Source organism: Phytobacter sp. RSE-02 (genome assembly GCF_040578655.1).
GTDB classification, from domain to species: Bacteria; Pseudomonadota; Gammaproteobacteria; order Enterobacterales; family Enterobacteriaceae; genus Phytobacter; species Phytobacter diazotrophicus.
Window position 1 is genome coordinate 138,045 of record NZ_JBEULY010000010.1, and the last position, 23,140, is coordinate 161,184.

Here is a 23,140-nt window from a genome sequence, read left to right on the forward strand (position 1 = left end):
ATTTATCCCCCAGGAATGTGTTAGCTACCAATGACTTAAAATTAACCGTGAACGGTTTCGGCAAATTTGCCCACCATACGCTGATGCGGCATGAAAACATCAGGAAAAATCTGTTTATCAGGCCAGTTCGCCTTTAACCAGCGGCACAAAGCGCACGGCTTCCACGGTATCGATTACAAATTCGCCTCCCCGCCGACGAACACGTTTAAGAAGTTGCTGCTCGTCGCCCACAGGTAAAACGAGAATGCCGCCTTCATCCAGTTGCGACATCAACGCCGCCGGAATTTCTGGCGGTGCGGCGGTGACAATAATGGCATCAAATGGACCCCTTGCCTGCCAACCCTGCCAGCCATCGCCATGTCGAGTTGAAACATTATGTAAATCAAGTTGTTTAAGGCGACGTCGTGCGTGCCATTGCAGGCTTTTAATGCGTTCAACCGTACAAACGTGATGCACCAGATGCGCCAGTATTGCAGTCTGATAACCAGACCCCGTGCCAATTTCCAGCACCCTGGATTGCGGCGTCAGCTCGAGTAAAGCCGTCATCCGCGCCACCATATAAGGCTGAGAGATAGTCTGGCCCTGGCCGATAGGCAGCGCCACGTTATCCCAGGCCTTATGTTCAAACGCCTCATCGATAAATTTCTCGCGCGGTACCAGAGAGATGGCTTCCAGCACATGCTCATCGGTAATGCCCTGCGCGCGTAATTGATCAAGCAGCGTTTGTACGCGTCTGTTCACCATCGTTCAGTCACTCCGGCGCGATCCAGCCAGCCCGAAACCACATCATGCGCGCTATGCGCGGTTAAATCCACGTGTAGCGGGGTGACAGAAACAAAACCCTCATCGATGGCGGCAAAATCGGTATCCGGCCCGGCGTCGTATTTCTCGCCCGGAGGGCCAATCCAGTAAAGCGTGTTGCCTCGTGGATCCTGCTGCGGAATAACCTTATCCGCAGGATGACGACTACCGCAACGGGTAACACGAATACCCTTGATTTCACTGAGCGGCAAGTCCGGGACATTAATATTCAGAATACGCCCGGTACGTAACGGCTCGCGCGATAGCGCACGCAGAATGGAGCAGGTGACAGCCGCGGCTGTCTCGTAATGCGTCTGGCCGTTTAACGACACCGCCAGGGCCGGAAAGCCCAGATGGCGTCCTTCCATCGCTGCCGCGACAGTACCAGAATAGATAACATCATCCCCGAGGTTCGGCCCGGCGTTAATGCCAGAGACGACAACGTCCGGGCGCGGGCGCATCAGCGCGTTGACACCCAGATAGACACAGTCGGTCGGGGTGCCCATCTGCACCGCAATGTCGCCGTTCTCGAAGGTGAAAGTTCGGAGGGAGGATTCCAGCGTTAACGAGTTGGATGCGCCGCTACGGTTACGATCGGGAGCCACGACCTGTACGTCGGCAAACTCCCGCAGGGCCTTTGCCAGCGTCTGAATACCTGGCGCATGAATCCCGTCATCGTTACTCAGCAATATTCGCATAATCACCCAATGTATTGATAATTTCCCTTACCACACTGGTGGCGAAGCTACCTGCCGGCAGCCAGAAGCGTAACTCGACGGTCACATCATCCCACCAGTTCCAGCTTAATTGTTGCGGAAAGAGCAGCATTGCGCGGCGCGACGCCTCAACCTTTTCACGCACCAGCAACGCCTGCAGCTCAGGCGCATCGGCAGCGGCGGCCTGCTCAAATGACAGCGCTTCGCCCTGCGTTCCCCACTCGCCGCTTCCCGGCATTGAAGCGGTAATCATCAGCGCTTTATCATCAACGCGCGTCTGCAGCTCAGCACGCTCTTCTGCGGTCGCCACAAACCAACTTCCGCGCCCCGATAATTGTAGCGCATCGCCGTCAACAACTTGATTAAAGTCTGTTTTTTTCAGGCGCTCGCTAACAATCTGATTAAACAATGCACTGCGTGCCGCCGACAACCAAAAACTGCGCTTATTACGATCGCGTACCGGGACATCGCTTTGTGCCCAACGTAGCGCACCCTGTAGATTGCTGCCGCCGATGCCAAAACGTTGCGCACCAAAATAGTTCGGTACGCCGCCCTCGCGGATTGCCTGCAGGCGGGATTCCACGTCGTCGCGGTTGCTGATTTCGCGCAGCACAAGGGTGAAACTGTTGCCTTTAAGCGCGCCTAAACGCAGTTTGCGCTTATGGCGGGCATATTCCAGCACTTTACAGCCTTCCGGCTGAAACTCGCTCAGGTCCGGCATCTCTTTACCCGGCACGCGCGCGCACAGCCATTGCTCGGTCACCGCGTGTTTATCTTTCTGCCCGGCAAAGCTGACTTCACGGGCGTGTATTTTAAGGAACTTCGCCAGCGCGTCGGCAACAAAGCGCGTATTGCAGCCGTTTTTCAGAATTCGCACCAGAATATGTTCACCTTCACCGTCGGGTTCGAAGCCTAAATCCTCGATAACCACGAAATCTTCCGGATTGGCTTTCAGTAAACCGCTAGCCGCAGGTTTACCGTGCAAATAGGTGAGCTGGTCGAAGTCGGTCATTTCGCCGCCTTAAGCAGGAGCGTCACCGCCTCACAGGCAATACCTTCGCCACGTCCGGTAAAACCGAGTTTCTCGGTCGTGGTTGCTTTCACGTTCACGTCGTCCATATGGCAGCCCAAATCTTCGGCGATAAATACGCGCATCTGCGGGATATGCGGCAACATTTTCGGTGCCTGCGCGATGATAGTAACGTCCACATTGCCAATCACGTAGCCTTTGGCCTGGATGCGACGCCATGCCTCGCGCAGCAGCGCACGGCTGTCTGCCCCTTTGAACGACGGGTCGGTATCCGGGAACAGCTTACCAATATCCCCCAACGCCGCCGCGCCTAACAGGGCATCGGTCAGCGCATGTAACGCGACGTCGCCATCGGAGTGCGCCAGCAGGCCTTTCTCCCAGGGAATGCGAACGCCACCGATAATAATGGGGCCATCGCCGCCAAATGCGTGTACGTCAAAACCGTGTCCAATGCGCATTATGCCTTCTCCTGGTGTTAAGAATGGGTGAGATAAAATTCTGCAAGTTTCAGATCCTCAGGACGCGTCACCTTAATATTATCCGCGCGTCCGGCGACCAGTTCCGGGTGGAATCCACAATATTCGAGTGCCGAGGCTTCATCGGTGATGGTCGCGCCTTCGTTGAGCGCACGCATCAGGCAGTCGTGGAGGAGTTCCAGAGGGAAAAATTGCGGCGTGAGCGCATGCCATAAATCGTTACGCTCAACGGTGTGGGCAATAGCCGTTTTACCAGGTTCAGCACGCTTCATGGTGTCGCGAACCGGTGCGGCAAGAATACCGCCGACCCGGCTGGTTTCACGCAGTTGTAGCAGGCGATTTAAATCATCCTGATGCAGGCAAGGACGTGCGGCGTCATGCACCAGCACCCACTGTGCCCCTTGCGCGGCTTTCAGCCCCGCCAGTACGGAGTCCGCACGTTCAGCGCCACCAGCCACAACGGTAATGGCGGGGTGTTGCGCCAGCGGCAAGCGGGCAAAGCGCTCATCACCGGGGCTGACGGCGATAATGACACGCCCCACGTTCGGGTTGACCAGCAAGGCCGCCACCGCATGTTCGAGGATCGTTTTATCGCCAATGGAAAGATATTGCTTGGGACATTCCGTTTGCATGCGGCGGCCAAATCCGGCAGCCGGCACCACCGCACAAACGTCCGGAATAATTACAGACATGTCGTAAACCCGGGATTGTTTATCGATTATTTTGTGTGTTCTGTACTGACCCCTGGTTGCGTTTGGACGCGTCCGGCACCAGACGATAAAAGGTTTCGCCCGGTTTGGTCATCGTTAATTCGTTGCGAGCGCGTTCCTCAATCGCTTCCTGGCCGCCATTGAGATCGTCAATTTCAGCAAAGAGTTGATCGTTTCGCGCTTTTAATTTGGCGTTTGTCGCCTGCTGTGCGCCCACATCTTCGCTGACACGGCTATAGTCGTGAAGACCATTTTTGCCAAACCACAGTGAATACTGTAGCCAGACCAGCAAAGCCAGCAATAGCAGCGTTAGTTTACCCATCCTGCCCCCTGAAAAACGGCATCATCATCCCATAACTTTTTCTCAGACTCCACACCGGGGCCGGGTGATAACAAGTCACCGCGACAGAATGTAACATATTTACGCACCTTTCCGTAGGGTTGTCCCCAGGACACATCGTCTTAATGTGAGTTACGGTTTGAAGTATGGATGGCTTTAGCCCATCAGCCACATAAACAACGCGCCAAACATGGCCACAACCGTGAGCGCAGTGAGGACAATGCTGTAGAGCAGCTTGCCATTGACGATGGAATGCAGGGCGATACCCACCACAACCGAAACGGGCATCAGCGCAAGGAAGAAAGGCCAGGTGTAGAGGAGGAAGAACAGCGTGTTAGGACCGTAAATCAGAAAAGGGATAGCCAGCGCCAACAGCCACGCGAAAAAGCCCACTGCGGCCCCAGGCAGGGACCAGGTGGTCTCTTCGCTGGTCGTGATGGTATCCGACCTTGAGATGGTGATGTTCTGACTATTACGCATATCTGATCCCATTAACTGACTGGCCGACGAAACAGGATACGCCCCACGTTCTGCGTATCCCCGGCACTGTCTCAGGATCTGATCATATCGTCCCGTCTCATGAGGTCTAATAATTGGCTCACCAAATTTGTTACCAATTGTTCACCTTGCAGGTGAACTTCGGGTGTCTCAGGCGCTTCGTAAACGGCGTCGATGCCGGTGAAGTTGCGTAACTCCCCCGCGCGCGCTTTTTTATAAAGTCCCTTCGGGTCGCGTGCTTCGCAAATCGCCAGCGGCGTATCCACGAAAACTTCAATAAAACGCCCCTCCCCCACGCGCTCACGCACCATCTGCCGCTCAGCACGGTGCGGGGAGATAAACGCGGTCAGCACCACCAGCCCGGCATCAGCCATCAGGCTGGCGACTTCCCCGACCCGGCGAATGTTCTCTTTGCGGTCTTCATCGCTAAAGCCCAGATCGCTACACAGGCCGTGACGCACATTGTCGCCATCGAGCAGGTAAGTACTGACACCCTGCTGATGTAATGCCTCTTCCAGCGCCCCCGCTACCGTCGATTTACCGGAACCAGACAGCCCGGTAAACCACAGCACAACCCCACGGTGGCCGTGGAGTTGCTCACGCTGCGCAACAGTCACCGGATGAGGATGCCAGACGACGTTCTCATCATGAGCGGCCATTACTTACCTCCCAGCAAATCACGCGCGCCCCAGTGTGGGAAATGTTTACGGATAAGCTGATTCAACTCCAGCTCAAAGGCGCTGAACTGCGACGGTACAGTCGTCTCCTGCTGATGCACTTCACGCACCATGCCGGCGCCTACGGTCACGTTGCTCAGGCGGTCGATAAAGATAACACCACCGGTCACCGGGTTTTGTTGATACGCATCCAGGGTCAGCGGCTCATCAAAGGTCAAATCGACCAGACCGATACCGTTTAACGGCAGCGTATCCACCTGACGCTGGGTGAGATTGTTAATATCTACCTGATATTGAATGGCGTCGACACGGGCGCGGGTCTTTTTACCGGCCACTTTGATGTCAAAGCTCTGCCCTGGCGCCAGCGGCTGCTCAGCCATCCAGACTACGTCGAGGGACGCGCTCTGCACCGCAGGCACGCTCTCCTGGGCATCCAGGATCAGATCGCCACGGCTGATGTCGATCTCGTCCTTAAGTACCAGGGTAATCGCTTCACCCGCATGGGCTTCCTGTAGATCGCCATCAAAGGTCACGATGCGCGCAACGGTGGATTCCACCCCAGACGGCAGTGCTTTGATGCGCTGGCCAACCTTCACGCTGCCCGAGGCCAGCGTACCGGAGAAGCCACGGAAATCGAGGTTCGGGCGGTTAACGTACTGCACCGGGAAACGCATAGGCTGGGTATCCACAACGCGCTGAATTTCGACGGTTTCGAGGACTTCCAGCAGCGTCGGGCCGCTGTACCACGGAATGTTGGCGCTCTGGCTGGCGACGTTATCCCCTTCCAGCGCCGACAGCGGCACAAAGCGAATGTCCAGATTGCCCGGTAGCTGTTCAGCAAAGGTCAGATACTCCTGACGAATGTTCTCAAAGGTCTCTTCGCTAAAGCCGACCAGATCCATTTTATTGACCGCCACCACCAGGTGTTTAATGCCCAGCAGGGTGGAGATAAAGCTGTGGCGACGGGTCTGATCCAGCACGCCTTTACGGGCGTCAATCAGCAGGATCGCGAGGTCACAGGTTGACGCACCGGTAGCCATATTACGGGTGTACTGTTCGTGCCCGGGGGTGTCGGCAATGATAAATTTGCGCTTCTCGGTTGAGAAGTAACGGTACGCCACGTCGATGGTGATCCCCTGCTCACGTTCCGCCTGCAGGCCGTCGACCAACAGGGCCAGGTCGAGTTTTTCCCCCTGGGTGCCGTGACGTTTGCTGTCATTGTGCAGCGTAGAGAGTTGATCTTCATAAATCTGGCGCGTGTCATGCAACAGGCGGCCAATCAGGGTGCTTTTCCCGTCATCGACGCTGCCGCAGGTCAGAAAACGTAGCAGGCTTTTGTGCTGCTGTGCGTGCAGGTACGCTTCGACGCCGCCTTCGTTGGCAATTTGTTGGGCAATAGTGGTATTCATGGCGGCTCCTTAGAAGTATCCCTGACGTTTTTTCAGCTCCATGGAGCCTGCCTGGTCGCGGTCAATCACGCGGCCCTGACGTTCACTGGTGGTGGAAACCAGCATCTCTTCGATAATTTCCGGCAGCGTCTGCGCTTCGGACTCCACAGCGCCGGTCAGCGGCCAGCAGCCAAGCGTACGGAAACGCACCATCCGCTGTTCGATCACTTCGCCAGGTTGCAGGTCGATACGATCGTCGTCGATCATCATCAGCATGCCGTCGCGCTCCAGCACCGGGCGCTCTGCGGCCAGATACAGCGGAACAATTTCGATATTTTCCAGGTAGATATACTGCCAGATATCCAGCTCAGTCCAGTTGGAGAGCGGGAAAACGCGGATGCTCTCGCCTTTGTTAATCTGGCCGTTGTAGTTGTGCCACAGTTCAGGACGCTGATTTTTCGGGTCCCAGCGGTGAAAACGATCGCGGAAAGAGTAGATTCGCTCTTTGGCGCGGGACTTCTCTTCGTCACGGCGTGCGCCGCCGAAGGCCGCATCAAAACCGTATTTGTTCAGCGCCTGCTTAAGCCCTTCGGTTTTCATGATGTCGGTGTGCTTGGCGCTGCCGTGGACGAATGGGTTAATGCCCATCGCCACCCCTTCCGGGTTTTTGTGCACCAGCAGCTCACAGCCATACGCTTTCGCTGTGCGGTCACGGAACTCATACATCTCACGGAATTTCCAGCCGGTGTCCACATGCAACAGCGGGAATGGCAGCGTACCAGGATAGAAGGCTTTACGCGCCAGATGCAGCATCACGCTGGAGTCTTTACCGATGGAATACATCATCACCGGATTGGAGAATTCGGCGGCCACCTCGCGAATGATATGGATGCTTTCGGCTTCCAGTTGTCGCAGGTGAGTGAGTCGTTTTTGATCCATAACCGTTCCTTAAGCCAGATTCACCACGGAGGCGTCAAACGCTTCCGGGCCTGTCGTGTGTTGAAACCAGGCGAGTTCATGATGCAGTTGTACCACCTCGCCCACGACCAGCAGGGCGGGCATTGGCGCATCTTTCGCCAGTTCCTCAAGTTGTTGTAATGTGCCGGTTCTGACCTGCTGGTCAGCCCGTGTGCCGCGCGAAATCACCGCGACCGGTGTCTGTACCTCTCGCCCGTGAGCGATAAGTTGTTCGCCAATTTCTGCCGCTTTCATCGTACCCATATAGATAGCCAGCGTCTGGCGACTTTGCGCCAGTTGCGACCAGTCAAACGGTGCGCTGTCGGCTTTGTAATGTCCGGTAACAAAGGTGGCACTTTGCGCGTAGTCGCGGTGTGTCAGCGGAATGCCTGCGTAAGCCGTCGCGCCGGATGCCGCCGTCACGCCGGGCACCACCTGGAAGGGGATACCTGCCGCCGCAGCCGCCTGTAACTCTTCGCCACCGCGACCAAAGATAAACGGGTCGCCGCCTTTCAACCGCACCACGGTTTTGCCCGCCTGCGCGGCCTCAACCAGCATGCGATTGGTGTCATGCTGCGCAACCAGGTGCGAGCCTGCGCGTTTACCCACGCTGATCAGTTCCGCATCGCGGCGTACGAGTTCCAGCACGCCATCGGTTACCAGATGATCGTAAAACACCACGTCAGCCTGCTGGATAACCTGCAAACCACGCAACGTTAGCAGCCCGGCATCACCGGGCCCCGCGCCAACCAGAATGATTTCGCCGGTGCTACTGCCCGGTTTCGCGAGTTCATCAGCCAGCACCTGTTCCGCAGCCTGCTCTTTGCCCGCCGCCATCAGGCTGGCAAAGCGGCCACGAAAGGCACTCTCCCAGAAACGACGACGTTCATCGGTGGTTTTACGAAATGCTTTAATGCGCGTGCGCCAGCGCCCGGCCACCTCAGCCATACGGCCTAAGTTCGCGGGCAACAACGCTTCAATTTTTTCACGCAGCAATCGCGCCAGTACCGGTGCGTTGCCGCCGGAAGAGATAGCCACAAGCAGCGGCGAGCGGTCAACAATCGACGGGAAGATAAATGAGCACAGCGGCTGGTCATCAACCACGTTGACAAGACGATGGCGGGCATTTGCGGCGTCAAAGACACGACGGTTGACGTCCCCGTCATCCGTTGCCGCAATTACCAGAAAGACGTTGTCGAGTTGAGATTCATTGAACGTATCCGCCAGCAGGTGGATCTCTTGCTCATCCACCAACTGTTGTAGTGAGGGTTCGAGATGTTTTGTCACCACCAGCACGCGTGCCCTCGCGCGGCGTAAAAAAGCAATCTTACGAGCGGCAACGTCGCCACCACCGACAACCAACACGGGGCGGTCTTTGACGTCAGCAAATAAAGGAAGGTAATCCACAGGGCAACAACTCACTCACAACCAGTAATAGTGGGACTATAGGGGGGAGAGTAGAGTGAATGAAATTACGAATTGGAATGAGTAGTTCCGCAAAGGAATAACGAGATAAAAAAGCAAATGCCAAAAAGTGCTTAACCACCACATTTTTGCAGAGTTAAGAACAAATGAAATTGTGTAAACCGGGTCACAGTTTCATACTAAGCGCGATAAAATTTTTGTCGTAAAAGGACTCTCTATGCTCTCCGCATTGCGCCACCGTACCGCGGCCCTGGCACTCGGCGTATGCTTTATTTTTTCTGCTCAGGCACGAGCACCTCATCCCGGTGAATTTGCAAGTAATCAGGCGCGCCATATCGCCACCTATTTTCCTGGCCGCATGACCGGCTCGCCGGCTGAAATGCTCGCAGCGGATTATATACGCCAGCAGTTTGCGCAGATGGGCTATCAGAGTGACATCCGCAAATTCAACAGCCGCTACAGTTGGGCTTCTCGTAGTAATCAGCACAACTGGCAGAACGTCACCGGCAGCACCGTTATTGCCGCGCATGAAGGCAAGCACCCACAGCAGATCATTATTGTGGCGCATCTGGACACCTACGCGCCGCGCAGCGATGCGGATACCGACAATAATCTGGGTGGTCTGACGCTACAGGGGCTCGATGATAACGCCTCAGGAGTGGGGGCGATGCTGGAGCTGGCGGAACAACTGAAATCGGTGCCAACGGAATACACTATTCGCTTTGTGGCAACCAGCGGTGAAGAGCAAGGCAACCTCGGGGCCGAGAACTTCCTCAAACGCATGAGTGAGCACGAGAAAAAGCAAACGCTGCTGGTGATTAATCTCGATAACCTTATTGTCGGCGATAATCTCTATTTCAACAGCGGTAAGAAAACCCCCGCATCGGTGCGTAAGCTCACCCGGGACAGGGCGCTGGCTATCGCACGCTCTCTGGGGATTAGCGCGACCTCCAATCCGGGCCTTAATCCTGATTATCCTCAGGGAACAAGCTGCTGCAATGATGCAGAAGTCTTTGATAATGCCGGTATTCCGGTGCTATCCGTTGAGGCCACCAACTGGAATTTGGGGAAAAAGGATGGCTATCAGCAGCGCGCGAAATCGAAATCCTTCCCGGATGGCGTGAGCTGGCATAACATCAAGCTCGATAACGTCCCGCATATCGATCAAGCCCTGCCGGGGCGTATCGACCGACGCAGCCGCGATGTAGTGCGTATTATGCTGCCGTTGGTCAAAGAACTGGCAAAGGCGGGGACAAAGTAAATCTGCCGTTCGTAAAAACGAAAAAAGGGAGCATCGGCTCCCTTTTTGTTATTTGATGCCCAGTGAGGCATTCAGTTGTTTTACTGCCGCCAGTCCCTGCTTACAGCCTGCATCCTGCTGCTCTACGCTGTAAGTCTCAAGCTGTTTTCTGCCTTCCGCGAGCTGGGTTTTCAGCATGTCCACCTGCGCTTTCGCTTCTTCATGTTTTGACGCTTCTTTAATGAAGCTGTCCATTTCAGCGAAGTATTGTTTGCAGGTTTCGGTTTCCGCATAAGACGCAGCGCACATACCCATCAGCAGCGCCGCCAGCGCGATCTTTTTCATTGTAATATCCCTGAGTGATTAAATTAACGCCATCCCAAATGGCGCCAATACGATAGCAGAATCCGTGCGTGGGAATATGTCCGGAATCGGACATGGAGATGGGGTTTGGGGCGGGGGCACGCTATTTCACACTGAGTCAGAAATTCATTAGCCGGTTTATCCCCGCTGACGCGGGGAACACTATGTTTCCGCAGCCTCAATTAACCATTTCGCCGGTTTATCCCCGCTGGCGCGGGGAACACTTGATGTGCGGGTTTTTATGCGTCGCCCGTTGCGGTTTATCCCCGCTGGCGCGGGGAACACGTAGACAGCGACCGCCTTGGCGTCCTCAGTACCGGTTTATCCCCGCTGGCGCGGGGAACACCTTTGCTCAGCAGTGCGGGATCGGAGTTACCGCGGTTTATCCCCGCTGGCGCGGGGAACACGAGGTTCCACCGAAGCCGATTTCGCTCATATCCGGTTTATCCCCGCTGGCGCGGGGAACACTATAGCCCCCGTTTTCAGGGTGAGCGAATCCCCGGTTTATCCCCGCTGGCGCGGGGAACACCCGGCCTGGAACTGTGGATCATTTCAGCTGGACGGTTTATCCCCGCTGGCGCGGGGAACACGAACTCGACGTCGGTTGAATTGCAATGACCGCCGGTTTATCCCCGCTGGCGCGGGGAACACGCACCGATATTAATTTTGGGTTGAGGCGTCAGCGGTTTATCCCCGCTGGCGCGGGGAACACGGTTGCCAGCTTGGCCTGCGTGCGAATGCGGTTTATCCCCGCTCGCGCGGGGAACACTCTAAACGTAACTCATTAAATTTAAACAGCAATTACCACTTCCAAAATTCTACCAACATTTCCGTCTTTTTTAAGATCAGTAATTATTTGATTTTACTCATTAAAGAAAACCACACCATGTACAAACTCTCATTTCACCAGCGTATAACCCATAAAAAACGCCCGGTGGTTAGCCGGGCGCTTATCTTATCTATTTATTGAAAAGCCAAAAATCAGCCTTCGTGCAGGCCGCACTCGCGTTTCAGGCCGAAGAAGCGGGTGTCCTCTTCTGCCATGCCCGGTTCCCATTTACGGGTGGTGTGCGTATCGCCCACAGACAGATAGCCTTCATCCCACAGCGGGTGATATTTCAGGCCGTGTTTTTGCAGATACTGATACACCGTACGGTTATCCCAGTCGATAATCGGCAGCACTTTGAAAACACCGCGCTGAATATCCAGCACAGGCAGGTTGGCACGACTACTGGACTGCTCACGACGCAGGCCCGCAAACCATGTCCGGGCGTTCAGTTCTTTCAGCGCCCGGTTCATCGGCTCAACTTTGTTGATGTCGTTGTATTTTTCAATACCCTCAACACCCTGCTCCCACAGCTTGCCGTAGCGTGCTTCCTGCCAGGCAGGGCTTTGCGGCGCACGGTAAATCTGCAGATTCAGGCCGAGCTTCTCGGTCAGTTCATCAATAAACTGATAGGTTTCCGGGAACAGATAACCTGTGTCCGTCAGGATAACCGGAATGTTCGGGCGCACCTGATTCACCAGATGCAGACTCACCGCCGCCTGGATACCAAAACTGGACGAAAGCACATACTCACCCGGCAGATTTTCCAGCGCCCAGGCCACGCGTTCCTCTGCGGTTTGCGCTTCCAGTTGGGCGTTAGCCTCCGCCAGCGCCAGCGTGCGGTCGTCTTTCGACAGAGCATTCAGGGCAGATAGATCGAGTACGGACATAATTACCTCTCGTATGTTTACTTCCTTCACCCCTCCCTAAGGAGAGGGGGAAGGCAAGGAAGCTTAATCCCAGAGATCGCGCGCCGGGTCGAGCACCGGGCGGATAATGCCCGCACGGATGGTGAAATCACCGAACCCTTCACCCGCTTCGCGTTCTTTCGCCCAGCGCCCTACCAGTTCATCGAGCGAGGCAATGATTTCCGGCTCGGTAATGTTCTCTTTGAACATGCGCGGGATGCGCGTACCGATGCGGTTACCGCCCAGATGCAGGTTATAGCGACCAGGCGCTTTCCCCACCAGGCCCACTTCCGCCAGCATCGCGCGGCCACAGCCGTTCGGGCAACCCGTAACGCGCGTCACGATATGCTCATCACTCAAACCATGCTTCGCCATCACCTCTTCTACTTTATCGATAAACGACGGCAGGAAGCGCTCTGCTTCGGCCATCGCCAGCGGACAGGTCGGGAATGACACACAGGCCATCGAATTTTCACGCTGCGGCGTTACGGCATCCATCAGGCCGCTCTGACGCGCGATTTTTTCGATTTTCGCCTTCTGGCTATCCGGCACACCGGCAATGATCAGGTTCTGGTTTGCCGTAATACGGAACTCGCCTTTATGGATCTTCGCGATCTCCAGCAGACCCGTTTTCAGCGGACGCCCCGGATAATCGAGAATACGACCGTTTTCGATAAACAGCGTCAGATGCCATTTATTATCGATCCCTTTCACCCAGCCAATGCGATCGCCGCGCCCGGTAAATTCATACGGACGAATCGGTTCGAATTTGATACCTGCACGACGCTCAACTTCCGCTTTGAAGGTCTCAACACCCACACGCTCCAGCGTATATTTGGTTTTCGCGTTTTTACGGTCGGTACGGTTACCCCAGTCACGCTGAGTGGTGACAACGGCTTCGGCAACCGCCAGCGTATGCTCAACCGGCAGATATCCAAACTCGCTCGCCGTGCGGGCATAGGTTTTCTTATTACCGTGCTCGATGGAAAGACCACCGCCCACCAGCAGGTTAAAGCCCACCAGTTTGCCGTTTTCCGCGACCGCGACAAAGTTCATGTCGTTGGCGTGCAGATCGATATCGTTTTGCGGCGGAATAACCACGGTAGTTTTGAACTTACGCGGCAGATAGGTCTGACCGAGAATCGGCTCTTCATCGGTGGTCGCCACTTTTTCCTGATCGAGCCAGATCTCTGCGTAAGCGCGGGTACGCGGCAGCAGATGTTCAGAGATCTTCTTCGCCCATTCATAGGCTTCGGCGTGCAATTCTGACTCGTACGGGTTGGAGGTACACAACACGTTACGGTTCATGTCGTTAGCGGTCGCCAGGGCGTCCAGACCAACGGAGTGCAGCATCTGGTGTACCGGTTTCACGTTCTTTTTCAGAATGCCGTGGAACTGGAACGTCTGACGGTTGGTCAGGCGGATACTGCCGTAAATAGTGTTCTCAGCGGCGAACTTATCAATCGCCTGCCACTGTTTGGTGGTGATCACGCCTCCCGGCAGGCGGCAGCGCAGCAGCATCGCATGACGCGGCTCCAGCTTCTGTGCAGCACGCTCAGCGCGAATATCACGATCATCCTGCTGGTACATGCCGTGGAAACGGATCAGCAGAAAGTTGTCGCCTTTAAAGCCGCCGGTCAGCCCGTCGTTAAGATCTTCTGCAATGGTCCCGCGCAGATAGTTGCTTTCCAGCTTCATGCGCTCGGCGTCTGTCAGTTTACCTTCGACCACCAGTGGGCCTGGATGTTTTTCACTCATTAGTAGACATCTCGCTGGTAACGGCGCTCTACGCGCAGCTCACTTAAATATTCGTCCGCCGCTTCGGCGTCCATCGCGCCAAATTCGGCAATCACGTCCAGTAAAGCCTGCTCAACGTCCTTCGCCATGCGATTCGCGTCGCCGCAGACATAAATGTGCGCACCGTCATTAATCCAGCGCCACAGTTCCGCGCCTTGCTGACGCAGTTTGTCTTGTACATATACTTTTTCTTTTTGGTCACGCGACCAGGCCAGATCGATACGGTTCAGCACGCCTTCTTTGACGTAACGCTGCCACTCAACCTGGTAGAGGAAATCTTCCGTAAAGTGCGGGTTGCCGAAGAACAGCCAGTTCTTGCCTTCTGCCCCGTCTGCCGCTCGCTGCTGCATAAAAGCGCGGAACGGTGCGATACCGGTACCCGGCCCAATCATGATGACCGGCGTTTCCGGGTTGGCAGGCAGACGGAAATTATCGTTATGTTCGATGAACACACGCACTTCGCCCTCTTCTTCCACGCGATCGGCGAGGAAGCTCGACGCCCCACCCGCACGCGCGCGGCCTTCAATGTCATAGCGCACCACACCGACAGTGACGTGCACTTCGGTTTCCACTTCCGCCTGCGAAGAGGCGATGGAGTAAAGACGCGGCGTCAGCGGACGCAGCAGGCCAATCAGCGCAGTGGCATCCAGTTGTGCCGGGGAGAAACGCACCATATCCACAATCGGCGTGGTCGCCGCATAGTGCTGTAATTTGGCCTTATCGCCCACCAGCGGCAACAGTGATTCGCTGCGGGTCAGAGTGGCATAGTTTTCCACGATGTTGCCGGTGTTGACCGTCAATTCGAAATGCCACTGCAGCGCTTCGGACAGCGGCAGAGTTTTGCCGTCGACGCTGACCGGTTCATCGCCTTTAAGCCACAGCAGCTCAACCAGCTCTTTCACCAGCGCGGGATCGTTCTGATACCAGACGCCCAGCGCATCGCCCGGCTGATAGCGCAGGCCGGAATCGCCCAGATCGATTTCGATATGACGCACGTCTTTTTCTGAGTCACGACCCGTGATTTTTTGATTCACTGAAAGAGTCGCGGTCAGCGGTTCTTCTTTCGTATAAGGGCTGGAGAAAACCTCATTCACCGCCCCCGTTGCCGTCACAGCGGCCTGGGCCGGCGTCTCTTTCGGGACTCGTGCTTTCAGTACTTCAACTACGCGCGCGCGCCATTCAGCGGCGGCGGCCTGGAACTCAACGTCTGCGTCGACGCGATCCAGCAGGCGCTCGGCACCCAGTTCAGCCAGTTTGCTGTCAAAATCTTTGCCTGCCTGGCAGAAAAATTCATAAGACGTGTCGCCAAGCCCCAGCACGGCGAAAGCAGTGCCATCAAGCTTCGGCGCTTTTTTCGAGAACAGGAACTTATGTAACGCAACGGCCTCTTCCGGTGGCTCACCTTCCCCTTGTGTGGAAGCAACAACAACCAGCAATTTTTCGTTCGCGATTTGTTTGAATTTATAGTCGCCCGCGCTCACCAGTTTGACGTTGAGTTTCGCCGCCAGCAGATCGTCACGCAGTGCTTCCGCAACGCGACGGGCATTACCGGTTTGCGAGGCGGAAAGTAGCGTAATGGTCGGGGTCTCGGCCGCCGCTGGTGTTGCCGTTGCAACTGCCGCACCGGGTTGCTGGTTCAGCACGCCCCAAAAATAGCCGGAAACCCAGGCAAGCTGGGTGGGAGTTAAATCGGTTGTGACCGCCTGAAGGCGTGCCAGTTGCTCCGGGTTCAGCGGAAGCAAAGCGGAAGGTGGGACCTGAGTCGTCATGCGTCGTTATGTTCCAGTAAGCAAAAGCTGCTTATACGCCCTGTCAGCGCCATAAAAGCAGAAGAGAAAGTAAGGTTAACGGCGGGGATAATAACAATTAAAGAAAGGTTGGAAATAATAAATAACCAAAAGAACTAACCTGTTTTATTCATAGTTTATAACAGTAAAACAGATTAATTAATATATTGATTTATAATGGAAAAATACAGGTCATCAGGCAAAGCGTAACGGTTAATCGCTTTTGCCGATTTTAGTTAATGATAAAAAAGGTCATTTCGGCTACCATGCCGCGGTTTTTCTAGCCAGTCAGAGAGTTCAGAATGTCCACCACGTTATTTAAAGATTTCATGTTTGAAGCCGCTCACCGTTTGCCACATGTTCCAGCCGGGCATAAATGCGGTCGTCTTCATGGTCACTCATTTATGGTGCGTCTGGAGATCACCGGAGAGGTGGATCCGCATACGGGCTGGATCATGGATTTTGCTGAGCTTAAGGCGGCGTTCAAACCGACCTATGATCGTCTGGATCACTACTATCTTAATGATATCCCGGGCCTTGAGAACCCGACCAGCGAAGTACTGGCAAAATGGATTTGGGATCAGTTGAAACCCATCGTTCCGCTGCTGAGCGCCGTGATGATCAAAGAGACCTGCACCGCAGGGTGTATCTACCGCGGCGAGTAATTTCGCTTCTGTGTCGTCAGCGCACCTGAGTGCGCTGATTTTATGGCACGGTTTATCCCCGCTCGCGCGGGGAACACGAACTCGACGTGGGCTGGATAGCAATGACCGCCGGTTTATCCCCGCTCATGCGGGGAACACATCACCGATAAATGATTCAGCCTGAACGGTGCCGGTTTATCCCCGCTCGCGCGGGGAACACTCGAGGGCGGTTTTGACCCCCATCGCATTTAGCGGTTTATCCCCGCTCGCGCGGGGAACACTGTAAGTCAGTTCATTGATGCGCTGCTTTACGCGGTTTATCCCCGCTCGCGCGGGGAACACCTCTTCCCGCCCCTCGGTGTAATGAATGACTGCGGTTTATCCCCACTCGCGCGGGGAACACCTGGTACTGACTGTCGGCCTGACCAACGGTGACGGTTTATCCCCGCTCGCGCGGGGAACACGGCATCCGGATGCGAATGCACAACGGCCAGCACGGTTTATCCCCGCTCGCGCGGGGAACACTTTTTTTGCTGAGTGCGTAGCCTGGTATCTGACGGTTTATCCCCGCTCGCGCGGGGAACACTTCAGGATGCGCGCGCCGCAGAGTCACGATTGCGGTTTATCCCCGCTCGCGCGGGGAACACACTTGAGCAGGCGCTCGTAATTAGCAGGGATGCGGTTTATCCCCGCTCGCGCGGGGAACACCATCGCTGGGCATGAAGCCAGTAACCAAAACGCGGTTTATCCCCGCTCGCGCGGGGAACACTCACCGGGGTTGCTGTAGGTTTCGATGAGGTACGGTTTATCCCCGCTCGCGCGGGGAACACTCTAAATATAACCCATTGAATTATAGAATCATTTATTACAGCTCAAATTCTACCGATTTTATCGACGCAAGCTGAATAATTAACCCATTGATTATTAATAAAAATAAAAACACGCCGCAGGCAAAAGCTGATTTTACCGAACAGCGTTGTTTCACAAATCTATACCGTGCCCGCCGGGCAGGTAAACGAAAACGCCCGGCCATAAGGCCGGGCGCTCAGGTAATACCTGTCTTGTCGGTGCAATAACACCGGCAGAAACCGAATCAGGCAATATTCAGATACTTATGCGTTTGCATCGACAGCCGCCAGTTGCGGGCGATACAGGTTTCAATGCACAAGCGGGTGGCGTCGTCTTTTTGGCTGATAGGCTGCAGTGCAATGACACGGTGTTTGTCATCGGTCAGTTGCGTCAGAAGCTCATCAAGCGCCTCAATGTCTCGGGTACGTCCAACCGGGTGTTTGATCTCATCGGCGCGTTCCAGCGCCTGCTGGAGGATGTCATAGCCTCCGCGCATATTCACCTTCGGTGACACGGTGACCCAGGTCGCATGAGATGTGCGCACTTCATGGGTACCGCTGGTCTCAATCTGGCAACTGAACCCCTGTTTTTCCAGAAGATGAGTCAACGGAATCAGATCGTGGATACAAGGTTCGCCGCCGGTAATCACCACATGGCGCGCAGTCCAGCCCTGACGCTCAATAATTGCCAGCAGATCTTCACTGCTCGCCGCGCCCCATTTATCGCTCTCTTTGGTCTTGGCCAGAATGCTGTAGAGGGAGACTTCCCGATCTTCAAGCTTATCCCAGGTGTGTTTGGTGTCGCACCAGGCGCAACCAACCGGGCATCCCTGTAAACGAATAAAAATGGCGGGAACGCCGGTAAAATAGCCCTCGCCTTGCAAGGTCTGGAACATCTCATTAATCGGGTACTGCATAATCAACTCTGATCGGGGAAAACATTAATTATTACAGATTTCGCTCTTGAGGGCGAGTTGAGGCAGGGGTAAATGTTGCGTGATTGTCATCGAAATAAAGCAAAAAAATGGACAATGGATAACAGGCTTAGCATCATTTTATTTGTAATTAATTATTTCAATAACGCTCATTTAAATAAAAAAACCATTAAAACAAAACGCTAAACCAGAGAATAAAAACGATTTAATTTCAATATGTTATAAATATTTTTATTTTTAATGAATTTATTTCTGCGTTTGCCTGTCCAATTAACCTTGTTCCGCATTTAAAGCTTAAAATTACCTTAAGAAATCGATTTATTCCCGCCTCTCTTATTTAAGCATTGTTTAATTTTCGCTGAATACAATCCGCGAATTAACAACAATGAGCATGCGATCATGAAAACTCTACTGATCACCGGCGTCACCGGATTCCTCGGTGGTGCAGTGTTTGAGAAAATACTTAATGATGATAGTCAAATCAACTATTTACTTTTAGTCAGGGCAACGGATAGCCAGGCTGGCGTTGAGCGCGTAAAAGAGAACATGCGCAAATTCAACATCAGCGAATCTATCCTCTCCCGTCTGACCTGCGAACATATCATCATCGGTGATCTGGGTACGCCGGAGCAATTTCTGAACGACCCACGTCTGGACAGTGTCACCCACGTGCTGAACTGCGCAGCCGTCGCCTCTTTTGGCAACAACCCGCTCATCTGGAAAGTGAATGTTGAAGGCACTCTGGCCTTTGCCGGACGTATGGCAAAAGTACAGGGGTTACAGCGTTTCCTGCATGTCGGTACTGCTATGTCGTGTGCGCCAGAAGCCGATTCGCTGGTCTATGAGAGCCAGGAATTCAAAGAAAACGCCGAGCATCTGGTGGAGTACACCCACTCCAAATCCACCATCGAACACCTGATGCGCAAAACCTATCCGGATCTGCCGCTGGTTATCGCACGTCCCTCTATCGTGGTGGGGCATACGCATTACGGCTGCCAGCCCTCCAGCAGTATCTTCTGGGTATTCAGCATGGCGCTGATGCTGCAAAAATTTATGTGCTCACTGGAAGACCGTATTGACGTGGTGCCGGTGGACTATTGCGCCGACGCGTTGATCATGATGCTGAAAAGCGACATCCCGGCGGGTGAGGTCATTCATATCTCCGCAGGCGAAGAGAACAGCGTGAAGTTTTCTGATATTGATGCCGCGATGGCGTCCGCGCTGGAAACGGTGCCGGTTAAAGATGTCTACACGCAGGTCAGCTACGAGACGCTGGTAAAGATGCGCCGTGAATTGAAAAACATCTTCGGGCCCTGCAACGAGCGCTTGATGCTTAAAGCCATGCGTTTGTACGGTGCGTTCGCCATGCTGAATGTCCGCTTTAGCAATGACAAGCTCATAGAGCTGGGCATGCCGAAGCCGCCACGCTTTACCGATTATATCGCTCAGTGCGTACAGACCACCCGCGGACTTTCCATTCCGCAGCAAATGGCTGTCGATTTTAAATAACGGTTATTGCAGGTAAAAAAATGCCAGCCCGAGGGCTGGCATTTTCATTTCAGAGAAAGACAGGCTTATGCCTGACCTTTGATCTCTTTACGACCGTTGTACGGCGCTTGTTCACCCAGAGCTTCTTCGATACGAATCAACTGGTTGTATTTAGCAACGCGGTCAGAACGGCTCATAGAGCCAGTTTTGATCTGGCCAGCAGCGGTACCAACAGCCAGGTCAGCGATGGTAGCGTCTTCAGTTTCGCCAGAACGGTGAGAGATGACAGCAGTGTAGCCAGCGTCTTTCGCCATTTTGATCGCAGCCAGAGTTTCGGTCAGAGAACCGATCTGGTTGAATTTGATCAGGATGGAGTTAACGATGCCTTTTTCGATGCCTTCTTTCAGGATTTTGGTGTTAGTTACGAACAGGTCGTCACCAACCAGCTGGATTTTGTCGCCCAGAACTTTGGTCTGGTAAGCAAAGCCAGCCCAGTCAGACTCGTCCAGACCATCTTCGATGGACACGATCGGGTACTGTTTGGTCAGGTCTTCCAGGAAGTGAGTGAATTCTTCGGAGGTGAATGCTTTGTTGCCTTCGCCAGCCAGAACGTATTTACCGTCTTTGTAGAATTCAGAAGCCGCGCAGTCCATCGCCAGAGTGATGTCTTTGCCCAGCTCGTAACCCGCAGCTTTAACAGCTTCTGCGATAACAGCCAGCGCTTCAGCGTTAGAACCCAAGTTCGGCGCATAGCCGCCTTCGTCACCAACAGCCGTGTTCATACCTTTGGATTTCAGAACCTTAGCCAGGTTATGGAACACTTCTGAACCCATACGTACCGCTTCTTTCAGGGATTTCGCTCCAACCGGCTGAATCATGAATTCCTGAATGTCTACGTTGTTGTCAGCGTGCTCACCACCGTTGATGATGTTCATCATCGGAACCGGCATGGAGTATTTGCCCGGGGTGCCGTTCAGTTCAGCGATGTGTGCATACAGCGGCAGGCCTTTAGAGGCAGCAGCAGCTTTAGCAGTCGCCAGAGAAACAGCCAGGATTGCGTTAGCACCGAAGTTAGATTTGTTTTCAGTACCGTCCAGGTCGATCATGATCTTGTCAATGCCAGCCTGATCTTTGGCATCTTTGCCCAGGATTGCCTGAGCGATCGGGCCGTTAACCGCGCCAACCGCTTTCAGTACGCCTTTACCCATGAAGCGAGATTTGTCGCCATCACGCAGTTCCAGCGCTTCGCGGGAACCGGTAGAAGCACCTGACGGAGCAGCTGCCAGACCAACGAAACCACCTTCCAGGTGTACTTCGGCTTCAACAGTCGGGTTACCACGGGAGTCGATGATTTCACGACCGATGACTTTAACGATTTTGGACATTAGGATTTCCTCAGTACAAGTTAAACTAAAACTCCAGACAAACAGTGCACCCATTTGGGTGCACTGCCGTTCTAACTCTTACTTCGCCTGACGCTTCTGGTACTCACTGGCGGCTTTCACGAAGCCTGCAAATAGTGGGTGCCCGTCACGCGGCGTAGAAGTAAATTCCGGGTGGAACTGACAAGCGACAAACCACGGATGATTTGGCACCTCGATGATCTCGACCAACTGATCATCGCCGGAACGGCCTGCAACACGCAGACCCGCAGCTTCAATTTGTTTCAACAGCAGATTGTTCACTTCATAGCGATGGCGATGGCGTTCGACAATGGTCGGCTCGCCATACAGTTGACGGACCAGGCTGTCGTCGCCAAGCTGGCACTGCTGTGCGCCGAGGCGCATGGTGCCACCGAGATCGCTCTTTTCCGAACGTACTTCAATCTTGCCTTCTTCATCACGCCATTCGGTAATGAGCGCCACAACCGGGTACTTACAGTCTGGCACAAATTCCGTCGAGTTGGCATTCTCCATACCTGCAACGTTGCGAGCAAACTCGATCAGCGCAACCTGCATCCCCAGGCAGATGCCCAGATAAGGAATATTGTTTTCACGCGCGTAGCGTGCGGTGGCGATCTTACCTTCCACACCGCGATAACCGAAACCGCCAGGGATCAGAATAGCATCCAGACCTTTCAGAATTTCGACACCACGTGTTTCAACATCTTGCGAATCGATCAGTTTGATGTTGACGGTAACACGATTTTTCAGGCCACCGTGTTTCAGCGCTTCGATAACTGACTTATAGGCATCCGGCAGTTCAATGTACTTACCGACCATACCGATGGTGACTTCGTCTACCGGGTTCGCCTGCTGGTAAATAACCTGTTCCCATTCGGCCAGATTTGCTTCCGGGCAGTTCAAGCTGAATCGTTTACAAATATAATCGTCCAGCCCCTGCGATTTCAACAGGCCCGGAATTTTATAAATGGAATCGACGTCTTTAAGGGAGATAACCGCCTTTTCCGGAACATTACAGAACAAAGCAATCTTTGCACGCTCGTTTGCCGGCACGGCACGATCGGAACGACAAATCAGAATGTCAGGCTGAATACCGATAGAAAGCAGCTCTTTTACTGAGTGCTGGGTCGGCTTGGTTTTGACTTCACCCGAAGCGGCCATGTAAGGCACCAGCGTCAGGTGCATATACAATGTGCGTTCGCGACCCACTTCAACGGCCATCTGGCGAATCGCTTCGAGGAACGGCAGCGATTCGATATCGCCTACGGTACCGCCGATTTCCACCAGCACTACATCATGGCCTTCACCGCCTTCGATGATGCGCTCTTTGATAGCATTGGTGATGTGCGGAATAACCTGAACGGTCGCGCCCAGGTAGTCGCCACGGCGCTCTTTACGCAGCACTTCGGAATAGATACGGCCAGTCGTGAAGTTGTTACGACGGGTCATCTTGGTGCGGATGAAACGCTCATAGTGACCCAGGTCCAGATCGGTTTCAGCGCCGTCTTCGGTAACGAACACTTCCCCGTGTTGGATTGGGCTCATGGTACCCGGATCGACGTTAATATACGGATCCAGTTTCATCATGGTCACATTGAGGCCACGGGCTTCAAGAATGGCTGCGAGGGAGGCTGCGGCAATGCCTTTACCCAGAGAGGATACGACCCCGCCGGTCACAAAAATATAGTTCGTTGTCATGCTGAACCTGAGAAGTTAGGGTGAAACGATGGAATAACCAGGACGGGAAAGTAGTATACCTGAACAGGGCGTGCCTCACAAACTTTCATTCTCACCCCTTATCCCTAACCTCACCTGTAATAAGGAGTGAGAAAATAGCCACTTTCAGCAAAATGATTTTGACGTAAATCAAGCGCTTGTTATTT

Annotated in this window: 21 protein-coding genes and 2 CRISPR repeat arrays; of the genes, 3 read left to right on the top strand and 18 right to left on the bottom strand. The window is 54.1% G+C overall.

The window, feature by feature from the left end; genetic code table 11:
- Nucleotides 1–117: 117 nt before the first annotated feature.
- The 11 genes from ABU190_RS19875 to cysG form a co-directional block, all read right to left on the bottom strand.
- Entirely contained in the window at nucleotides 118–744 is a 627-nt protein-coding gene (locus ABU190_RS19875; RefSeq protein WP_039077681.1) for a protein-L-isoaspartate(D-aspartate) O-methyltransferase, read from the bottom strand.
- Nucleotides 738–1,499: a 5'/3'-nucleotidase SurE gene (surE, locus tag ABU190_RS19880; protein WP_039077682.1), complete on the bottom strand. Its 762-nt coding sequence runs from the start codon at nucleotides 1,497–1,499 to the stop codon at nucleotides 738–740. The genes ABU190_RS19875 and surE overlap by 7 nt, the downstream gene beginning before the upstream one ends.
- A complete protein-coding gene (gene truD / locus ABU190_RS19885) occupies nucleotides 1,480–2,529 on the bottom strand; it encodes a tRNA pseudouridine(13) synthase TruD (protein WP_354692220.1) in 1,050 nt (349 codons plus the stop codon). Before truD ends, surE begins: the two co-directional genes overlap by 20 nt.
- Nucleotides 2,526–3,005, bottom strand: coding sequence for a 2-C-methyl-D-erythritol 2,4-cyclodiphosphate synthase (gene ispF / locus ABU190_RS19890; RefSeq protein WP_354692221.1), 480 nt, complete (start codon nucleotides 3,003–3,005; stop codon nucleotides 2,526–2,528). Before ispF ends, truD begins: the two co-directional genes overlap by 4 nt.
- A gap of 17 nt (nucleotides 3,006–3,022) precedes the next feature.
- Complete coding sequence (gene ispD / locus ABU190_RS19895) at nucleotides 3,023–3,715, bottom strand: 2-C-methyl-D-erythritol 4-phosphate cytidylyltransferase (RefSeq protein WP_354692222.1); 693 nt, start codon at nucleotides 3,713–3,715, stop codon at nucleotides 3,023–3,025.
- A gap of 19 nt (nucleotides 3,716–3,734) precedes the next feature.
- Nucleotides 3,735–4,055 (bottom strand): cell division protein FtsB, encoded by a 321-nt coding sequence (ftsB, locus tag ABU190_RS19900; RefSeq protein ID WP_039077686.1) that lies wholly within the window; start codon nucleotides 4,053–4,055, stop codon nucleotides 3,735–3,737.
- A 174-nt stretch (nucleotides 4,056–4,229) separates the two neighbouring features.
- Nucleotides 4,230–4,553 (bottom strand): DUF3561 family protein, encoded by a 324-nt coding sequence (locus ABU190_RS19905; RefSeq protein WP_296441860.1) that lies wholly within the window; start codon nucleotides 4,551–4,553, stop codon nucleotides 4,230–4,232.
- Between the two features lie 71 nt (nucleotides 4,554–4,624).
- On the bottom strand, nucleotides 4,625–5,230 hold the full coding sequence (cysC, locus tag ABU190_RS19910; protein ID WP_039077688.1) for an adenylyl-sulfate kinase: 606 nt from the start codon (nucleotides 5,228–5,230) through the stop codon (nucleotides 4,625–4,627).
- Nucleotides 5,230–6,657, bottom strand: coding sequence for a sulfate adenylyltransferase subunit CysN (cysN, locus tag ABU190_RS19915; RefSeq protein ID WP_039077689.1), 1,428 nt, complete (start codon nucleotides 6,655–6,657; stop codon nucleotides 5,230–5,232). Before cysN ends, cysC begins: the two co-directional genes overlap by 1 nt.
- 9 nt (nucleotides 6,658–6,666) lie before the next feature.
- On the bottom strand, nucleotides 6,667–7,575 hold the full coding sequence (gene cysD / locus ABU190_RS19920; protein WP_039077690.1) for a sulfate adenylyltransferase subunit CysD: 909 nt from the start codon (nucleotides 7,573–7,575) through the stop codon (nucleotides 6,667–6,669).
- Nucleotides 7,576–7,584: 9 nt separating this feature from the next.
- Nucleotides 7,585–9,000 (bottom strand): siroheme synthase CysG, encoded by a 1,416-nt coding sequence (cysG, locus tag ABU190_RS19925; protein WP_354692223.1) that lies wholly within the window; start codon nucleotides 8,998–9,000, stop codon nucleotides 7,585–7,587.
- A 235-nt stretch (nucleotides 9,001–9,235) separates the two neighbouring features.
- Here cysG and ABU190_RS19930 point away from each other — a divergent pair, with 235 nt between their 5' ends.
- Nucleotides 9,236–10,279, top strand: coding sequence for an aminopeptidase (locus ABU190_RS19930; RefSeq protein ID WP_335255457.1), 1,044 nt, complete (start codon nucleotides 9,236–9,238; stop codon nucleotides 10,277–10,279).
- Between the two features lie 48 nt (nucleotides 10,280–10,327).
- On the opposite strand, the gene ABU190_RS19935 is transcribed toward ABU190_RS19930, so the two are convergent.
- From ABU190_RS19935 to cysJ, 4 genes are all read right to left on the bottom strand, one after another.
- Complete coding sequence (locus tag ABU190_RS19935) at nucleotides 10,328–10,603, bottom strand: DUF5339 domain-containing protein (protein ID WP_354692224.1); 276 nt, start codon at nucleotides 10,601–10,603, stop codon at nucleotides 10,328–10,330.
- Nucleotides 10,604–10,755: 152 nt separating this feature from the next.
- Nucleotides 10,756–11,390: a CRISPR direct-repeat array (repeat unit 29 nt; unit sequence CGGTTTATCCCCGCTGGCGCGGGGAACAC).
- 212 nt (nucleotides 11,391–11,602) lie between these two features.
- Nucleotides 11,603–12,337: a phosphoadenosine phosphosulfate reductase gene (gene cysH / locus ABU190_RS19940; RefSeq protein WP_039077694.1), complete on the bottom strand. Its 735-nt coding sequence runs from the start codon at nucleotides 12,335–12,337 to the stop codon at nucleotides 11,603–11,605.
- Between the two features lie 63 nt (nucleotides 12,338–12,400).
- The gene (cysI, locus tag ABU190_RS19945) at nucleotides 12,401–14,113 is read right to left on the bottom strand and encodes an assimilatory sulfite reductase (NADPH) hemoprotein subunit (protein ID WP_039077695.1); all 1,713 of its coding nucleotides are present in this window, start codon (nucleotides 14,111–14,113) and stop codon (nucleotides 12,401–12,403) included.
- Nucleotides 14,113–15,921: an NADPH-dependent assimilatory sulfite reductase flavoprotein subunit gene (gene cysJ / locus ABU190_RS19950; protein WP_039077696.1), complete on the bottom strand. Its 1,809-nt coding sequence runs from the start codon at nucleotides 15,919–15,921 to the stop codon at nucleotides 14,113–14,115. Before cysJ ends, cysI begins: the two co-directional genes overlap by 1 nt.
- A 320-nt stretch (nucleotides 15,922–16,241) precedes the next feature.
- On the opposite strand from cysJ, the gene queD reads away from it, so the two are divergent.
- Nucleotides 16,242–16,604 carry a 6-carboxytetrahydropterin synthase QueD gene (gene queD, locus ABU190_RS19955; RefSeq protein WP_079497739.1) on the top strand — a complete coding sequence of 121 codons (363 nt, stop codon included), beginning with the start codon at nucleotides 16,242–16,244 and terminating at the stop codon, nucleotides 16,602–16,604.
- 48 nt (nucleotides 16,605–16,652) lie between these two features.
- A CRISPR array of direct repeats spans nucleotides 16,653–17,413; the repeat unit is 29 nt; unit sequence CGGTTTATCCCCGCTCGCGCGGGGAACAC.
- Nucleotides 17,414–17,676: 263 nt separating this feature from the next.
- On the opposite strand, the gene queE is transcribed toward queD, so the two are convergent.
- On the bottom strand, nucleotides 17,677–18,348 hold the full coding sequence (gene queE / locus ABU190_RS19960; RefSeq protein WP_039077698.1) for a 7-carboxy-7-deazaguanine synthase QueE: 672 nt from the start codon (nucleotides 18,346–18,348) through the stop codon (nucleotides 17,677–17,679).
- A 417-nt stretch (nucleotides 18,349–18,765) separates the two neighbouring features.
- On the opposite strand from queE, the gene ABU190_RS19965 reads away from it, so the two are divergent.
- Nucleotides 18,766–19,875, top strand: coding sequence for an SDR family oxidoreductase (locus tag ABU190_RS19965; protein ID WP_354692225.1), 1,110 nt, complete (start codon nucleotides 18,766–18,768; stop codon nucleotides 19,873–19,875).
- A 65-nt stretch (nucleotides 19,876–19,940) separates the two neighbouring features.
- On the opposite strand, the gene eno is transcribed toward ABU190_RS19965, so the two are convergent.
- Both eno and pyrG read right to left on the bottom strand, forming a co-directional pair.
- Nucleotides 19,941–21,239 carry a phosphopyruvate hydratase gene (gene eno / locus ABU190_RS19970; protein ID WP_039077700.1) on the bottom strand — a complete coding sequence of 433 codons (1,299 nt, stop codon included), beginning with the start codon at nucleotides 21,237–21,239 and terminating at the stop codon, nucleotides 19,941–19,943.
- 78 nt (nucleotides 21,240–21,317) lie between these two features.
- Nucleotides 21,318–22,955, bottom strand: coding sequence for a glutamine hydrolyzing CTP synthase (gene pyrG / locus ABU190_RS19975; RefSeq protein WP_039077701.1), 1,638 nt, complete (start codon nucleotides 22,953–22,955; stop codon nucleotides 21,318–21,320).
- Nucleotides 22,956–23,140 lie beyond the last annotated feature (185 nt).

Excerpts from the sequence above, each read along its gene's own strand:
- ABU190_RS19875 (WP_039077681.1), bottom strand. The coding sequence starts at position 744 with ATGGTGAACAGACGCGTACAAACGCTGCTTGATCAATTACGCGCGCAG.
- surE (WP_039077682.1), bottom strand. The coding sequence starts at position 1,499 with ATGCGAATATTGCTGAGTAACGATGACGGGATTCATGCGCCAGGTATT.
- truD (WP_354692220.1), bottom strand. The coding sequence starts at position 2,529 with ATGACCGACTTCGACCAGCTCACCTATTTGCACGGTAAACCTGCGGCT.
- ispF (WP_354692221.1), bottom strand. The coding sequence starts at position 3,005 with ATGCGCATTGGACACGGTTTTGACGTACACGCATTTGGCGGCGATGGC.
- ispD (WP_354692222.1), bottom strand. The coding sequence starts at position 3,715 with ATGTCTGTAATTATTCCGGACGTTTGTGCGGTGGTGCCGGCTGCCGGA.
- ftsB (WP_039077686.1), bottom strand. The coding sequence starts at position 4,055 with ATGGGTAAACTAACGCTGCTATTGCTGGCTTTGCTGGTCTGGCTACAG.
- ABU190_RS19905 (WP_296441860.1), bottom strand. The coding sequence starts at position 4,553 with ATGCGTAATAGTCAGAACATCACCATCTCAAGGTCGGATACCATCACG.
- cysC (WP_039077688.1), bottom strand. The coding sequence starts at position 5,230 with ATGGCCGCTCATGATGAGAACGTCGTCTGGCATCCTCATCCGGTGACT.
- cysN (WP_039077689.1), bottom strand. The coding sequence starts at position 6,657 with ATGAATACCACTATTGCCCAACAAATTGCCAACGAAGGCGGCGTCGAA.
- cysD (WP_039077690.1), bottom strand. The coding sequence starts at position 7,575 with ATGGATCAAAAACGACTCACTCACCTGCGACAACTGGAAGCCGAAAGC.
- ABU190_RS19930 (WP_335255457.1), top strand. The coding sequence starts at position 9,236 with ATGCTCTCCGCATTGCGCCACCGTACCGCGGCCCTGGCACTCGGCGTA.
- ABU190_RS19935 (WP_354692224.1), bottom strand. The coding sequence starts at position 10,603 with ATGAAAAAGATCGCGCTGGCGGCGCTGCTGATGGGTATGTGCGCTGCG.
- cysH (WP_039077694.1), bottom strand. The coding sequence starts at position 12,337 with ATGTCCGTACTCGATCTATCTGCCCTGAATGCTCTGTCGAAAGACGAC.
- cysI (WP_039077695.1), bottom strand. The coding sequence starts at position 14,113 with ATGAGTGAAAAACATCCAGGCCCACTGGTGGTCGAAGGTAAACTGACA.
- cysJ (WP_039077696.1), bottom strand. The coding sequence starts at position 15,921 with ATGACGACTCAGGTCCCACCTTCCGCTTTGCTTCCGCTGAACCCGGAG.
- queD (WP_079497739.1), top strand. The coding sequence starts at position 16,242 with ATGTCCACCACGTTATTTAAAGATTTCATGTTTGAAGCCGCTCACCGT.
- queE (WP_039077698.1), bottom strand. The coding sequence starts at position 18,348 with ATGCAGTACCCGATTAATGAGATGTTCCAGACCTTGCAAGGCGAGGGC.
- ABU190_RS19965 (WP_354692225.1), top strand. The coding sequence starts at position 18,766 with ATGAAAACTCTACTGATCACCGGCGTCACCGGATTCCTCGGTGGTGCA.
- eno (WP_039077700.1), bottom strand. The coding sequence starts at position 21,239 with ATGTCCAAAATCGTTAAAGTCATCGGTCGTGAAATCATCGACTCCCGT.
- pyrG (WP_039077701.1), bottom strand. The coding sequence starts at position 22,955 with ATGACAACGAACTATATTTTTGTGACCGGCGGGGTCGTATCCTCTCTG.